Raw genomic sequence first — 13479 nt, 5'->3', positions numbered from 1 at the left:
GGCGGCGGCTCCTCATGGGGAGTCCACCGGTCCGCTGTCGTCGGCGGGCAGCGGACGGCTCGGGTCGTCGTAGAGCATGGCCACCCCCTCGGCCCAGTGTGTGCTGTTCCTCGATCCGCTGATGTCGTCCCGGATACGGCGCAGCCGGTCGGGAAGCTCAATCACGCCCGCGGTCTGTGCGAGCAGTACGGCCGCGCCCTGGTGCACGTCCTCGCAGAACTCCGTACAGCCGTGGTCGGGATGGCCGTCGGTGTGCCACAGGGCGATGCCGTGTCCGGCCTGCAGTGCCATGCCGATGGCTCTCCGTCCGACGCCCCTGCCTGCGGGCCGGCACAGGACGGGTACGGCGGACGGCGGCATTTCCTCGAAGTGGCGGGGCCGGGGGACCTGGCGCTGCGGCGGAGTGCGGCAGGCGGTGAGCGCCTCGGCGGCCAGCATCCCCTGCCAGCGGCGCAGCCAAACGGTGTCCGGTTCTCCTCGTCTCGCGAGGTCACGCAGCACCACCATCCGTCGTACGCCGACATACGCCGGATGGTGCAGCCGGGCCATCTCGGTGAGCTGCCAACGGTGCACGGCGGTGTCGAAATGGTCCGCGGGCAGGGCGACTTCGAGCGGAGCCGGGGCACCGGGCGAATCGACCGAGGCGAAGACCTCGTCCAGCGGGCCGCGCAGCTTCTGGACGATCTGCTCCGGCGGGACGCCTTCGCCCGTCTGCTCCTCGTGCAGCGGCTCGTTGACGTCATGGCCGTCGTCGACCCGGATCCGCCAGTAGAAGCGGGCGGGCCGGGCGTCGCAGACCGGCTCCAGCTCGACGATGACGACGGCGGACCCGTCGCCGGGCCGCGGATAGCGGACGACGATCCGGTCCTGGCCGTCGGCGGTGCGCGGGTGCACGAGTCCGGGCGGCAGCGTCGCCTGGGTCACCACGGTGTGCACGATCCGGGGCACTTCCTGAAGCCGCCGGGCCACCCAGTCGGCGAGCGGCGCGACTTCGGCGCCTCGGCTGCGCTCGTACTCCACCACCAGCTGGAGGTAGTGCAGCGCGGCGATGGCGGCGACGGGCTGCCCCGCCTCGTACAGCAGGCCGTGTCCGTCGCGCCAGATGCGGGGCAGCAGCTGCCCGGGCGGCGGGGCGACGCCGCCACGGGCCTTCTTGGCAAGCTCGGCGACGGGGCGGATACCGGCGGGCGGGTGTACGCCGGCGAGCAGGCTCAGTGCCTCGCGCCGGTCCACGGGGCTCCACTGCTCGCCGCTGGTGTGCACGCCGGCGCCGGGTAGTTGGTCCTGGCGCTCGATCCAGTTGTGCCCGGTCACCTTCGGGGACTGGCCGTGCCAGCGGTCGTGCGCGGCCATGACGAGCTGGTACGCGGGGCCGAACCGGCGCAGGGCGGTGGCGGCGATGGCCATGCCGCCGTCCCTGCCGACGCGCCGGGACTTGAGGATGCCGACGACGGCGCCGGTATGGGCGTCGACGACCGGGGAGCCCGAGCCGCCCTTGGGGAACTCCGCCTCTGGCCGGAATCGCATCCCGTAGTCGTCGTCGAAGCCGTTGATCCTGGCGGTGGCCTTCCATCGCACGGCGCGCTTCTCGGCTCCGTCCTCCTGCTGCTCGGGCCGGTAGCCCTGGACCATGCCGCGGCCGCCGGGGTACTCGGTGCGGTCGGTGAGCCATACGCATTCGTGCTCGACATCGGGCTCGACGAGCTGCACCAGGGCGAGATCCTGCTCGACGGGCACCCGCTGCTCGGCACGCGGCTCGCCGTCGAGCAGCCAGCAGGAGAGCTGCGCCTCGAGGGGCTCGCCGCCGTTCACTTCACTGCCGCGGAGGTGGAAGACGCGTGCCTGGTCGCCCTTGAGATGGGGCGCGAGGACGTGTGCGCAGGTCAGCACCCAGCCGGGCGCTACGAAGAAGCCGCTGCCCCACATGGCGGCGGCGTCCGGCCCTTGCCGCGCGGGCGTGAAGTGGACGGTGGCGGCGCGGGTCAGAGCGTCGATGAAGGTGTCGGAATCGCTCATGAGGTACTGGTGCCCGGGACGGGGCCTGTGTCCGGAGCCGGGTCCTGGGCGGGATCCGGGGCCGGGTCCTGGGCGGGATCCGGGGCCGGGCCCTGGGCGGGATCCGGGGCCGGGTCCTGGGCCGGCTGATCTTTCAGCTTCCAGGTGAGGGTGACCTGGACGGATGCTTTGGCCTCCCCCGCGGCGAGCACGGCGAGGGCAACCCCGGACTTGGCGGTGAGCTCGACACCGAAGGTGACGCTGGCCTCGTCCGGCTTGGCGGCGGCCGCGGCCTCGAGGACGGAGGCGCCCACCTCGGTGATCAGCCGGTCGAGCTGCTGGACCTTGGCGGTGACGTTCTCGACGAAGCCGACGTCCTCGTCGTCCTCGCCGTATCCGCCACCGCCGGCCGTGGACAGCCGGGCGAGCACTACGGCTCCCCCGGGTAATTCGATCTGCTGGACGCGTCCGTTCACGGTTCCCCCCGTCTCCACAGCCAACTCGTCCCTGCGATATCGCATTTGGGTTCTGCGGGAATGGCGACGACCTTACGGGCCTGCACGGTTGCAAGGGAGAGTCGGAAGTCGCCGTAGTCTGAAGAGGTAGATCCCGTACGTACCAGGAGCATGTCTTGTACTTCACCGATCGCGGCATCGAGGAGCTGGAGAAGCGACGCGGCGAGGAAGAGGTCACTTTCGAGTGGCTCGCCGAACAGCTGCGTACGTTTGTGGACCTCAACCCGGACTTCGAGGTCCCGGTGGAACGCCTGGCCACGTGGCTGGCGCGGCTGGACGACGAGGACGAGGACGAGTAGCCGGGCGGCGGGGGCCGGTACCGGGGCAGCCTGCCCTAGGTGTTCTGTCCACCTCCGCGGCCTCTCATCCGGTCGTACGCCAGCCCCAGCGCCCCGTGCCCCATCAGCACCACCCCCGCGACCACCCACCCCCCACTGCGCCGCCGCAGCCCCCACGCCGCCAGCGGTGCCCCCGCCGCCAGCTGGGCCGCGCCCAGGACACGGGCCTTCGGGCCACGGAGCCAGGGGCCCAGCGGGCCCTCCTCCACCGCGTCCAGTTCCGCCCGTACCGCATCGCGCCAGCCCGACCACTCCACTGTCTCGGCGCCCTGCGCACGCGCGACCGACCGCAGCCGGTCGGCCGGTTCGCCCGGGCCGATGCCCGTCGGCAGGGCCAGGCCCGACCGGGCCAGGACCGCGATCAGGCCCAGCAGCCGGGCCCGCGCGTCCGCCTCCGGGTCGGGCAGCGTGAGCGGCTCGAGCGCCTGCAGATCCAGCACCGGATCGAGGCCGAGCCGCGCCGCGAACGTCCGCATCGCCTCGTCCTCGCCGACCGGCCTGCCGTCCGCCAGCCACACGTACCCGACCGGCCGGCGGAATCCGGACGCCAGCGTGAACCCGGCCCGGTCGCCGTCCCACCACAGCGCGAGCACCGGCCAGTTCGCACCGACCGCGAGCGCCGCGGCCCAGCCCGCCAGCACTCGGTCCACCGGTTCGCCGCCGTCCAGCCACGGCTTGCCCTCCGGGACCAGCACGCTCCACTCGTCGCCGGCCGCGACGAGGAGCTGCCGCTCGCGCAGCAGGTGGGCCGGGTGGCGTACGGCGGCGGGTGCCGCCCGGCACAGCAGCAGCGCTCCCACGGGTGTCGCGTCCATGGCCCATACGCTAGGCCAATTTGCCCCTATATGGCGCCCAATCGGGCCCATATGGCGCCCGATGGCACTCAATGGCGACCCAAGGGGCCACCCCCACACTTGACACAGCCCAACCGCGATATATCGTGTTCAGCAAGAGACGCGATATGTTGCGTCACGGCCGACCCAGGGAGGTCGCACCATGTCCGAGTGGTCCGTTGCAGAGCCGAAGAAGCTCACCTTCGACGACCCGGTGACGGCACTCAACGTGCGTATCGTCAACGGAACGGTCAACGTCGTGGGCACGGACGAAGGTTCCGCCCGCCTGGAGATCTCGCAGGTCGAAGGACCCCCGCTGATCGTGACCCAGCAGGGCTCCACCCTCACCGTCGCGTACGAGGACCTGCCCTGGAAGGGCTTCCTCAAGTGGCTCGACCGCAAGGGTTGGCACCGCAGCGCCGTCGTCTCCCTCGCCGTCCCGGCCGGCTCGGCCGTCGAGGTCGGCGTCGTCGGCGCCGCGGCCGTTGTCTCCGGCATCCAGGGGCCCACCGCGATACGCGGCGTCAGCGGCGACACCACCCTCGTCGGGGTCTCCGGCGCGGTCCGTGCGGAATCCGTCTCCGGCAACCTGGAGGCCCAGTCCGTCACCGGCGACCTCCGCTACAACTCGGTCTCCGGCGATCTGACCGTGATCGAGGGCGCGGGCTCCTCCGTACGGGCCGAGTCCGTCAGCGGCGACATGGTCATAGACCTCGACCCGGCCGGGAAGCCGACGGACATCCGGCTGACCACCGTCTCCGGCGAGGTCGCGATCCGCCTGCCGCACCCCACGGACGCGCAAGTCGAGGCGAACACCGCGAGCGGCGCGGTCTCCAACGCCTTCGACGACCTGCGGGTCAGCGGCCAGTGGGGCGCGAAGAAGATCACCGGCACGCTGGGCGCGGGCACGGGGACGCTCAGGGCGACGACGGTCTCCGGTTCCATCGCGCTGCTCCGCCGGCCGCCCACGGAGGACGAACCGTACGAAGCAGCCCCCACCGGAAAGGTGCTCTGACATGCCGCCCGTCTTTGCCCATGGCCGACTGCGCCTGTATCTGCTGAAGCTCCTGGACGAGGCCCCGCGCCACGGGTACGAGGTGATCCGCCTGCTGGAGGAGCGCTTCCAGGGCCTGTACGCGCCGAGCGCCGGCACCGTCTACCCGCGGCTCGCCAAGCTGGAGGCCGAGGGGCTGGTCACCCACGCCACCGAGGGCGGCCGCAAGGTCTACTCGATCACCGACGCGGGCCGCGAGGAACTGGCCGGGCGCAGCGGCGAGCTGGCCGACCTCGAGCTGGAGATCCGCGAGTCCGTCTCCGAACTGGCCGCGGAGATCCGTGACGACGTGCGCGGCGCGGCGGGCAAGCTGCGCAGCGAGATGCGCGCGGCGGCGACGGAGACACGTCACGCGCCCGGCGGCGCGAAGGAACGGGCCGCCGACTGGGAGTCCGCCTTCGGCGACAAGGAGTCGTGGCGGGCGGCGAAGGAGGAGCTGCGCCGCGCCAAGCAGGAGTGGAAGGAGCAGGCGCGCCGCGCGAAGGACGAGTCGCGCCGGGCCCGCGAGGACGCGCAGCAGGCGCGTCGGCAGGCCAAAGAGGCCCAGGACGCGGCTCGCCAGGAGATGCAGCGCATCGCCAAGCAGGTCCAGGACCAGGTGCAGGACCACTTTGCGCGGGGCGATTGGCCGACGGGGGTACGGGAGGGGCTGTCGGAGCTCAGCACGCAGCTCGGGGGCCTGGCGCGGGGGACGGCCTGGCCGCCGTTCACCAAGCCGGAACCGTCGAACGCGGACGCTGGCGCTGGCGCTGGCGCGGACGCGGACGCGGCGCCGGAGTGGGCGAGGGACACGACGGACTCGGGTGACCCGGCACGCGACCTCGACCGGCTGCTGGACCGCTTCCGGGACGACATCAGGGATGCGGCGAGGGACCACGGGGTAACGGAGCCCCAACTGGGCGAGGCCCGCCGCCACCTGTCAACGGCGGCGGCCCACATCGGAGCGCTACTGCGCAAACCGGGCGCCTGAGCAACGGGGACGCCGGGTCCCTGGCGGGGGTGCGGGGTTAGGGCGTGTTACAGAAGTAGCGCCGTTCGCCCGTAGGGCGGCCCTGCGGCGTCCGGTGCGTGCAATCGCAAGGCGGAGGATCGCCCTCGTACGGGACGTACTTGGGCGACTCCGACAACAACGCGAGTGTGCGTACCAGGGGTCGCGGGGCAGGCGGGACTTCTCAAACCGGCCCTGGGTGCATGGGCGTGCCCGGTCTCGTGTCGGTGGCCGTCCGGGGTCCGCTCCGGGGCTCGTGTCCGGTACTGCGCCGCATCCGATATGCGGCTCCGCCGCGCGGTCACCGCGCTTCGCGCGAGTTGCGACGCTTCACGTCCAGAGCACGACCCCTGCGTGTCCCCCCGCCAGGGACAGGCCCGGCACCCGTCGGGCGCCCGTCGGCGTTGGGGCTTTGTCGCTCCGGGTTCGCGGCATGAAGCCGCCGGTCGGGGACGAGCCCCCGGACACGGGTTGACGCCGCCCCGTCGTACCGTGGTCCCGTGATCGATTTCCGTGCCGCCGCACCCGTGACCGGCAGCCTCGGCGTCCAGTGGCATGCCGGCTGGCCGTCGCCCAAGCACGACCCGCTGCCGGAGATACAGGTCCATGCGTACTCCGAGCACACCGTGATCCTTCGGCAGAACAAGTCCGTGCACTTCGAAGCTCCGTTCCTCTTCCTGCTGTTCGGGAACGAACGGGCACTGCTGCTGGACACCGGCGCCACGGCCGACCCCGCGCACTTCCCCCTGCGCGCGACCGTGGACGCGCTGATCGACGGGTGGCTCGACCGGAATCCGCGCGCGGAGTACGGACTGGTGGTGGCTCACACCCATGGGCACGGTGACCACATCGCCGGCGACGCCCAGTTCGCGGACCGCCCCCGGACCGAGGTCGTCGGTCCTTCGCTGAAGGAAGTGACGGACTTCTTCGGGTTCAAGGACTGGCCGGAGGGCCAAGGAGAGCTGGATCTCGGCGGGCGGGTGCTGGATCTGCTGCCAGGGCCCGGGCACCAGGACGCCGCCGTTGTCTTCCACGACCGGCACACCGGTCTGCTGCTGACCGGCGACTCCCTCTACCCCGGCCGGCTGTACGTCCAGGACACCGCCGCCTTCACCGCCACCGTCGACCGCCTGCTGGCGTTCTGCGAGACGACACCGGTGACCCACATCCTCGGCTGCCACATAGAGATGACGACCACCGCGGACGTGGACTACCCGCGTGGCACCACGTATCAGCCGGACGAGCCCCCGCTCCAGCTGACAACCGCGCATCTGCGCCGACTGCGCAGCGCCCTGGCCGTGCACGACGGGCCCTGCCGCGACTTCATCGTGGTGTACGAGGAGTGATGGTCGCCGTGATCCGCGCCCCCGGCCGGGCCAGGACGCGCACCACACGCGAAGTACCGGCCGCCACCGTGCGGGTGTCCGTGCGGGCCGGGCCGGCCACGGCGATACGCCAGCCGTACGTGCTCGGCGGAAGCGAGATCTCCGTCGTGTCCGGCCGCGCGGACGCCCGGTACACCAGTCGGTACGTCCCGCTCGCCGGGTCGTACGCGTCCGTGCCCACCCGGCCCGCCACGGCCGCGGCGTACGGGGCGGCGGTCTGCTCCTTGTTCGTACGGAACGCTCCCGTGCCGTCGACCGCGCAGTACCCGCCCCCGTAGCACCACACATAGCCGGCCCAGCCGGAGCTGTAGCGATGAAGGGAGGCGAGCGCCTCACGGTAGAAGCGCGACATGTTCGGAAGGGAGTTGTTGAGCGGGCCCCACTCGCCCACCACGACCGGGATCCCCTGTGCCTCGGGGTACCCGGTGACGGCCGACTCGTACGACTCGATCCAGCCCGCCGCCGGGTCGTAGTCCGCGCCCGCCTCCATCGCCCCGTTGTAGAAGTGCGGGGCGTAGACGACCTTCGGGTCCTTGATCTTCCCGAGGCCCGTGGGGACGCCCTCGCCCACGATCGGGGTCGGCTCGATAAAGATCCAGCTGTCCTCGTCGGCCGAACGGACGGCGTCCGCAAGGCGGTTGTACATCGGCGTCAGCTGGTCGCGCTCGATCCGGCGGGCCGCCGTGGGCAGCTCCTCGCCCGGGTGCATCTCGCCCATCGGCTCATTGATCAGGTCGTAGCCGAGGACGGCCGGGTGGTACTGGAAGCGGTCGGCGAGGACCCGCCACATCCGCGCCTGCGCGCGCCGCAGATCCTCGTCCTCGTAGAGGTGGGTGAACGCGCGCTGCACGGCCGGCTCGAAGTACTCGGAGAACCAGTCGTCCGGGTGCGGCGTGAAGGGCAGCCCGTCGGTCCGGGTCGCCCACTCCGGGATGCCGCGATGCCCGAAGGCGGGGCCGAAGACGTCCTGGTGGGCGTCGATCAGCACCTGGATGTCGTACCTCTCGGCCCAGTCCAGGATCCGCTCGACCTTGCGCAGATACGCGGCGCTGTACTGGCCCCGCCCGGGCTCGATGTCGTCCCAGAAGACCAGCAGCCGGGCGAAGTTGAAGCCCTTGGCGCGCATATCGCGGAAGTGTTTCTCGGTGATGGCGGAGAGGGCCTGCTCGCCACGGTTCGCCTTGTCCTCGACGTTCCAGCCGCGCAGGGTGAGCGTTCGGCCGCGGTCGTCGGTCAGCCCGGGAATGCCACCGGGACCGCCCGGGACGGCGGCGGCCGGGGCCCCCGCGAACAGCAGAAGGGTGCAGCAGACCGCCGCCAGTGCCCGGATCGTTCGGCGCGTACGCATGGGAGGATCCCATCAGCGCACCTGACGGTCCATCAAGAGGGCGTCAGCACGATCTTTCCGAAGAGGTCGCCGCCGGCCATCCGCTCGAAGCCGTCCCTGGCCCGGTCCAGCGGCAACACCTCGTCGATCACCGGCCGCACGCCCGTCGCCGCGCAGAAGGAGAGCAGATCCTCCAACTCGTCCTTCGAACCCATCGTCGAGCCGACGACCTTCAGCTCCAGGAAGAAGATCCGGGTCAGCTCGGCGTGCGAGGGGCGGTCGCCGCTGGTCGCGCCCGAGATCACCAGCGTGCCGCCGGGCCTCAGCGACTTGACCGAGTGCGACCAGGTCGCGGCGCCGACCGTCTCGATGACGGCGTCCACGCGCCGCGGCAGCCGCGCGCCGGGCTCGTACGCCTCCTCCGCGCCCAGTTCGACGGCTCGCTTCCGCTTGGCCTCGTCGCGGCTGGTGGCGTAGACGCGCAGGCCCGCCGCTTTGCCGAGAACGATCGCGGCGGTCGCCACGCCACCGCCCGCGCCCTGTACGAGGACCGAATCCCCGGGCCGCACCCCTGCGTTGGTGAACAGCATCCGGTACGCGGTGAGCCAGGCGGTCGGCAGACAGGCGGCCTCCTCGAAACTGAGCTCCTTCGGCTTCGGCAGGACGTTCCAGGCCGGGACGGTGACCTGCTCGGCGAAGGTGCCCTGGTAGCGCTCGGTGAGGATGGAGCGCGGCTCGTTCGGGCCGACACCGTGCCCGGTCTGACCGATGACGGAATGGACCACGACCTCGTTGCCGTCCGCGTCGATGCCCGCGGCGTCGCAGCCGAGGATCATCGGCAGCTTGTCCTCGCCGAGGCCGACACCCCGAAGCGACCAGAGGTCGTGGTGGTTGAGCGAGGCGGCCTTGACGGTGACGGTGGTCCAGCCGGGGCGGACCTCGGGGGCCGGGCGTTCGCCCAGCTCCAGGCCGTTGAGCGGGGCGTCACGGTCGATGCGGGCGGCGTAGGCGGCGAACATGACCTTGACGATAGGACGGGGACGGGACGCGACGGAACCACTCCGAGGTGTGACACGCACCGCGTTGCGCCGTGGACGCCTGGGGCGTCGCCACCTGTTCGGACGAAGCCCAGGAACGAAGTCCTGCCGGTCCCGCCCACGGAACGGGCCGTGCCGCACCCCTCGGGGGTGCGGCACGGCCCGTTCTCGTACACCGAACGCGTCAGCGACCCGTCAACGCCTCGCGACACCCTCCGCGCGCGCAGCGGCCGCCACCGCAGCGGTGACCGCCGGGGCCACGCGCTCGTCGAACGGGGACGGGATCACATAGTCGGCCGCCAGCGCGTCGCCCACCACGTCCGCCAGCGCGTTCGCCGCCGCGATCTTCATGCCCTCGGTGATCCGGGACGCCCGCACCTGCAGCGCACCCGCGAAGATGCCCGGGAAGGCCAGCACGTTGTTGATCTGGTTCGGGTAGTCGCTGCGACCCGTGGCCACCACCGCCGCGTACCGGTGCGCGACATCGGGGTGCACCTCCGGGTTCGGGTTGGCCATCGCGAAGACGAAGGCGCCCGGCGCCATCGAGGCGACCGCCGGCTCCGGCACCGTACCGCCGGAGACGCCGATGAAGACGTCCGCGCCGGCCAGTGCGGTCTCCAGCGAGCCGCTCAGCCCCGCCCGGTTCGTGATCTCCGCGAGCTCCCGCTTGACCGGCGTCAGGTCCTCGCGGTCGGCGCTGACGATGCCCTTGCGGTCGGCCACCGCCACATCGCCGATGCCCGCCTCCAGCAGGAACTTCGCGATGGCCACACCGGCGGCTCCGGCGCCGGAGATGACGGCGCGCAGGTCACCGAGACCGCGCCCGGTCAGCTTCGCGGCGTTCCGCAGCGCGGCGAGGGTCACCACGGCGGTGCCGTGCTGATCGTCGTGGAAGACGGGGATGTCGAGGCGCTCCTGGAGCTTGCGCTCGATCTCGAAGCACCGCGGTGCCGAGATGTCCTCGAGGTTCACGCCGCCGAAGGACGGCGCGAGCCGCACAACGGTCTCGACGATCTCGTCCGCGTCCGTGGTGGCGAGCGCGATCGGCACCGCGTCCACGCCGCCGAACTGCTTGAAGAGGATGGCTTTCCCCTCCATCACCGGAAGTGACGCCTCCGGACCGATGTCACCGAGACCGAGCACCGCGGTCCCGTCCGTCACGACAGCGACGACCTGCGACTTCCAGGTGTAGTCGTGGACGAGCTCGGGCCGCTCCGCGATCGCGGTGCAGACCTTGGCGACGCCGGGTGTGTACGCGAGGGACAGGTCGTCCTTGTCGCGGATCGGCACGGTGGCCTGGATGGCCATTTTGCCGCCGCGGTGCAGCGCGAAGGCCGGATCGAAGGGCTCCTCGGGAGCACTCTCCGTACCGCTGTCGCTGCGAGGATTGACGATCTCCGCTGCCATTTGGTTGACCCCTTAAGTCTTCATCTGTTGAGGGTGGCCACTCCTGGTTGAGGAGGGGTGGGCGGGCACCGCGTCCGTGCCCCGCCGCAGCGGTTGGCCCGCCTGGCAGGGGGAGGTACGTACGCGCGGGCGCGCCGCACACGCGCCCTGAGCCCCGGATGAGGGGTGTAAACGTCCTTCATACCGGACGGACGGCACCGCGACGAGTCGTTATCCACGCGGTGACACGACTCATGACTGAATATCTGGACACGTCCGCTTTGCGCACTGAAAGCCGTCCGCGAAGCAAGACAGACCGCAGATTTTCCGGTCGGGAGAAGGCATTCCCGTAAGAGGTCCGGCCTTGATGTACCGGCCTCGTGGGGTTCGGGGGTGACCCGTTACCCGATTTTGACATGCGCGGCCCCCTGATTGGGCTAGTCCGAATGGCAAGATGCCGAAAACACTCAAGGTCGCGACACTCGAAGGTGAGTACAACGACCGGAATGTCCAAAAAGGCTGCCACCTCACCCGCCGGAGGATCCTGATCATGACCGCAAGCAACACCTGCCGTACGACCGCCGCCCGTTCCCGGATCGCCGCGGTCGGCGCAATCGCGGTCGCCGGCTCACTCATGCTCACCGCCTGTGGTGACCAGACGAACTCCGGTACCTCGGCGTCCGGGGGCACCAAGGAGAGCAGCGCTGCGCTCTTCGACAAGCTGCCGAAGAAGTACCAGGACGCCGGCGTGATCAAGGTCGGTACGGACGCCACGTATGCCCCGATGGAGTACGAGGAGGGCGGCAAGATCGTCGGCATCGACCCCGACATCGCCGCGGCCCTCGGCACTCAGCTCGGCGTCAAGTTCCAGTTCACGAACGGCACCTTCGACGGCCTGATCTCCTCGCTCAACACCGGCCGCCAGGACGTCGTCATGTCCGCCATGAGCGACACCAAGGCCCGCCAGCAGGGCCTGGACGACAAGGGCAAGAAGGTCGGCCAGGGCGTCGACTTCGTCGACTACTTCACCTCCGGCGTCTCGCTCCTGGTCAAGAAGGGCAACCCGGACAGCATCAAGTCGCTCGACGACCTGTGCGGCAAGAAGGTGGCCGTCCAGCGCGGCACGATCTACGAGGACACTTTCAAGACCCAGGCCACCAAGTGCAGCAAGGACGGCAAGGGCAAGCTCACCATCGAGGCGTTCGACACCGACGCCGAGGCCCAGACCCGCGTGAAGTCCGGCGGCGCTGTCGCCGACCTCAACGACTTCCCGGTCGCCGCGCACATCGCGAAGACCGCGGGCGGCGGCAAGGACTTCGAGGTCGCGGGCGACCAGACCGGCGCCGGTCCGTTCGGCATCGCCGTCGACAAGGACAACGCGCAGCTTCGTGACGCGCTCAAGGAAGCGCTGAACGCGATCATCAAGAACGGCGAGTACGCGAAGGTCCTGGAGAAGTGGGACGTCAAGAACAGCGCCGTGACCGAGGCGACCGTCAACGCCGGCAAGTAATACGGCGTTCTCGCCTCAAGCGTTCACTGAAGGGCAGTCACTGTGACTGACAAGTTCGACAAAACGCCCGCCGACGAGCCACCAGCGGACTCGGCGGTCAGCAAGGGGGCATTCATTCCCCCTGAGAAGATCAAGGCCATCCCGGTACGGCACTGGGGCCGCTGGGTCAGCGGTGTCGTCGTCGTGGCGCTGCTGGGCATGCTGGTTTACTCGTTCTCGCAGGGCGACGTCAACTGGGGCACGGTCGGGGACTTCGTCTTCGACGACCGGATCCTGGCGGGCATGGGCCGCACAGTGCTGATCAGCGTGCTGTCGATGCTGATCGGCCTGATTCTGGGCATTGTTTTCGCGGTCATGCGGCTGTCGAAGAACCCGGTGACGGGTGCGGTGTCCTGGCTGTACATCTGGTTCTTCCGCGGCACACCGGTGTATGTGCAGCTGCTGCTCTGGTTCAACCTCGCGCTGATCTTCCCCGTCCTGAACCTCGGGTTCTACAAGGACGAGATGGTCGACGTCATGACCCCGTTCGTGGTCGCCCTGCTGGGCCTGGGCCTGAACGAGGGCGCCTATATGGCCGAGATCGTCCGGGCCGGCATCCAGTCGGTCGACGAGGGCCAGACCGAGGCCTCCCACGCGCTGGGCATGCCCACCGGCAAGACCATGCGGCGGATCGTGCTCCCACAGGCGATGCGGGTGATCGTGCCGCCGACCGGCAATGAGTTCATCAACCTGCTCAAGACCTCCTCCCTCGTCTCCGCGGTGCAGTACAACGAACTGCTCCGCGCGGCGACGAACATCGGCTCCACGTCGTTCGCGGTCATGGAGATGCTGCTGGTGGCCTCTGTCTGGTACCTGGCTCTGACCAGCGTCTTCAGCGTCGGCCAGTACTACGTCGAGCGCTACTACGCCCGCGGATCGCTGCGGCAGCTGCCGCCCACGCCGTGGCAGAAGGTCAAGGCCAATCTGGCGTTCGGCCGTCCGAAGGGAGGCGTCGCATGAGCGCCATGGTGAAGGCCGAGGGCGTCCACAAGTCCTACGGTTCCGCGCACATCCTCAAGGGCATCGATCTCGAGGTCGCCCCGCGTGAGGTGTTCTGCCTGGTCGGCCCGTC

Annotated in this window: 12 protein-coding genes and 1 pseudogene; 7 read left to right on the top strand and 6 right to left on the bottom strand. The window is 70.3% G+C overall.

The window, feature by feature from the left end:
* Positions 1–12: 12 nt before the first annotated feature.
* Positions 13–2016: a trypsin-like peptidase domain-containing protein gene (locus AB0D12_RS11450; RefSeq protein WP_362679776.1), complete on the bottom strand. Its 2004-nt coding sequence runs from the start codon at positions 2014–2016 to the stop codon at positions 13–15.
* Complete coding sequence (locus AB0D12_RS11445; RefSeq protein WP_362679773.1) at positions 2013–2471, bottom strand: CU044_2847 family protein; 459 nt, start codon at positions 2469–2471, stop codon at positions 2013–2015. The genes AB0D12_RS11450 and AB0D12_RS11445 overlap by 4 nt, the downstream gene beginning before the upstream one ends.
* Before the next feature lie 155 nt (positions 2472–2626).
* Here AB0D12_RS11445 and AB0D12_RS11440 point away from each other — a divergent pair, with 155 nt between their 5' ends.
* Positions 2627–2809 (top strand): DUF6104 family protein, encoded by a 183-nt coding sequence (locus AB0D12_RS11440; protein WP_003961784.1) that lies wholly within the window; start codon positions 2627–2629, stop codon positions 2807–2809.
* Between the two features lie 35 nt (positions 2810–2844).
* Here the strand turns inward: AB0D12_RS11440 and AB0D12_RS11435 are convergent, their stop codons facing one another.
* On the bottom strand, positions 2845–3663 hold the full coding sequence (locus tag AB0D12_RS11435; protein WP_362679770.1) for a hypothetical protein: 819 nt from the start codon (positions 3661–3663) through the stop codon (positions 2845–2847).
* Between the two features lie 181 nt (positions 3664–3844).
* Here AB0D12_RS11435 and AB0D12_RS11430 point away from each other — a divergent pair, with 181 nt between their 5' ends.
* From AB0D12_RS11430 to AB0D12_RS11420, 3 genes are all read left to right on the top strand, one after another.
* Positions 3845–4696: a DUF4097 family beta strand repeat-containing protein gene (locus tag AB0D12_RS11430; protein WP_362679767.1), complete on the top strand. Its 852-nt coding sequence runs from the start codon at positions 3845–3847 to the stop codon at positions 4694–4696.
* A 1-nt stretch (position 4697) separates the two neighbouring features.
* Positions 4698–5705, top strand: a complete 1008-nt coding sequence (locus AB0D12_RS11425) for a helix-turn-helix transcriptional regulator (RefSeq protein WP_362679764.1) — start codon at positions 4698–4700, stop codon at positions 5703–5705.
* Positions 5706–6223: 518 nt separating this feature from the next.
* Positions 6224–7069, top strand: coding sequence for an MBL fold metallo-hydrolase (locus AB0D12_RS11420; protein WP_362679761.1), 846 nt, complete (start codon positions 6224–6226; stop codon positions 7067–7069).
* Here AB0D12_RS11420 and AB0D12_RS11415 read toward each other — a convergent pair.
* The 3 genes from AB0D12_RS11415 to AB0D12_RS11405 form a co-directional block, all read right to left on the bottom strand.
* Positions 7047–8456 carry a cellulase family glycosylhydrolase gene (locus AB0D12_RS11415; protein WP_362679758.1) on the bottom strand — a complete coding sequence of 470 codons (1410 nt, stop codon included), beginning with the start codon at positions 8454–8456 and terminating at the stop codon, positions 7047–7049. The two genes, AB0D12_RS11420 and AB0D12_RS11415, sit on opposite strands and share 23 nt — an antisense overlap.
* A 32-nt stretch (positions 8457–8488) precedes the next feature.
* Positions 8489–9454, bottom strand: coding sequence for a zinc-binding dehydrogenase (locus AB0D12_RS11410; RefSeq protein ID WP_362679755.1), 966 nt, complete (start codon positions 9452–9454; stop codon positions 8489–8491).
* A gap of 213 nt (positions 9455–9667) precedes the next feature.
* Complete coding sequence (locus AB0D12_RS11405) at positions 9668–10879, bottom strand: NADP-dependent malic enzyme (protein WP_362679752.1); 1212 nt, start codon at positions 10877–10879, stop codon at positions 9668–9670.
* Positions 10880–11408: 529 nt separating this feature from the next.
* On the opposite strand from AB0D12_RS11405, the gene AB0D12_RS11400 reads away from it, so the two are divergent.
* The 3 genes and pseudogenes from AB0D12_RS11400 to AB0D12_RS11390 all read left to right on the top strand — a co-directional run.
* Entirely contained in the window at positions 11409–12368 is a 960-nt protein-coding gene (locus AB0D12_RS11400) for an ABC transporter substrate-binding protein (protein ID WP_362679749.1), read from the top strand.
* Positions 12369–12410: 42 nt separating this feature from the next.
* Positions 12411–13367, top strand: coding sequence for an amino acid ABC transporter permease (locus tag AB0D12_RS11395; RefSeq protein ID WP_362679746.1), 957 nt, complete (start codon positions 12411–12413; stop codon positions 13365–13367).
* 5 nt (positions 13368–13372) lie between these two features.
* Positions 13373–13479: pseudogene (locus AB0D12_RS11390) on the top strand (ectoine/hydroxyectoine ABC transporter ATP-binding protein EhuA); the annotation flags it as partial.

Source organism: Streptomyces sp. NPDC048479 (genome assembly GCF_040651435.1).
Lineage (GTDB): Bacteria > Actinomycetota > Actinomycetes > Streptomycetales > Streptomycetaceae > Streptomyces.
The sequence above is the reverse complement of the archived record's forward strand: the minus strand, read 5'-3'. Positions and strand labels throughout refer to the sequence as shown.

What these genes read in the sequence shown, in the direction of transcription:
- AB0D12_RS11450 (WP_362679776.1), bottom strand. Translation starts at nt 2,016, where the DNA reads ATGAGCGATTCCGACACCTTCATCGACGCTCTGACCCGCGCCGCCACC.
- AB0D12_RS11435 (WP_362679770.1), bottom strand. Translation starts at nt 3,663, where the DNA reads ATGGACGCGACACCCGTGGGAGCGCTGCTGCTGTGCCGGGCGGCACCC.
- AB0D12_RS11430 (WP_362679767.1), top strand. Translation starts at nt 3,845, where the DNA reads ATGTCCGAGTGGTCCGTTGCAGAGCCGAAGAAGCTCACCTTCGACGAC.
- AB0D12_RS11425 (WP_362679764.1), top strand. Translation starts at nt 4,698, where the DNA reads ATGCCGCCCGTCTTTGCCCATGGCCGACTGCGCCTGTATCTGCTGAAG.
- AB0D12_RS11415 (WP_362679758.1), bottom strand. Translation starts at nt 8,456, where the DNA reads ATGCGTACGCGCCGAACGATCCGGGCACTGGCGGCGGTCTGCTGCACC.
- AB0D12_RS11410 (WP_362679755.1), bottom strand. Translation starts at nt 9,454, where the DNA reads ATGTTCGCCGCCTACGCCGCCCGCATCGACCGTGACGCCCCGCTCAAC.
- AB0D12_RS11405 (WP_362679752.1), bottom strand. Translation starts at nt 10,879, where the DNA reads ATGGCAGCGGAGATCGTCAATCCTCGCAGCGACAGCGGTACGGAGAGT.
- AB0D12_RS11400 (WP_362679749.1), top strand. Translation starts at nt 11,409, where the DNA reads ATGACCGCAAGCAACACCTGCCGTACGACCGCCGCCCGTTCCCGGATC.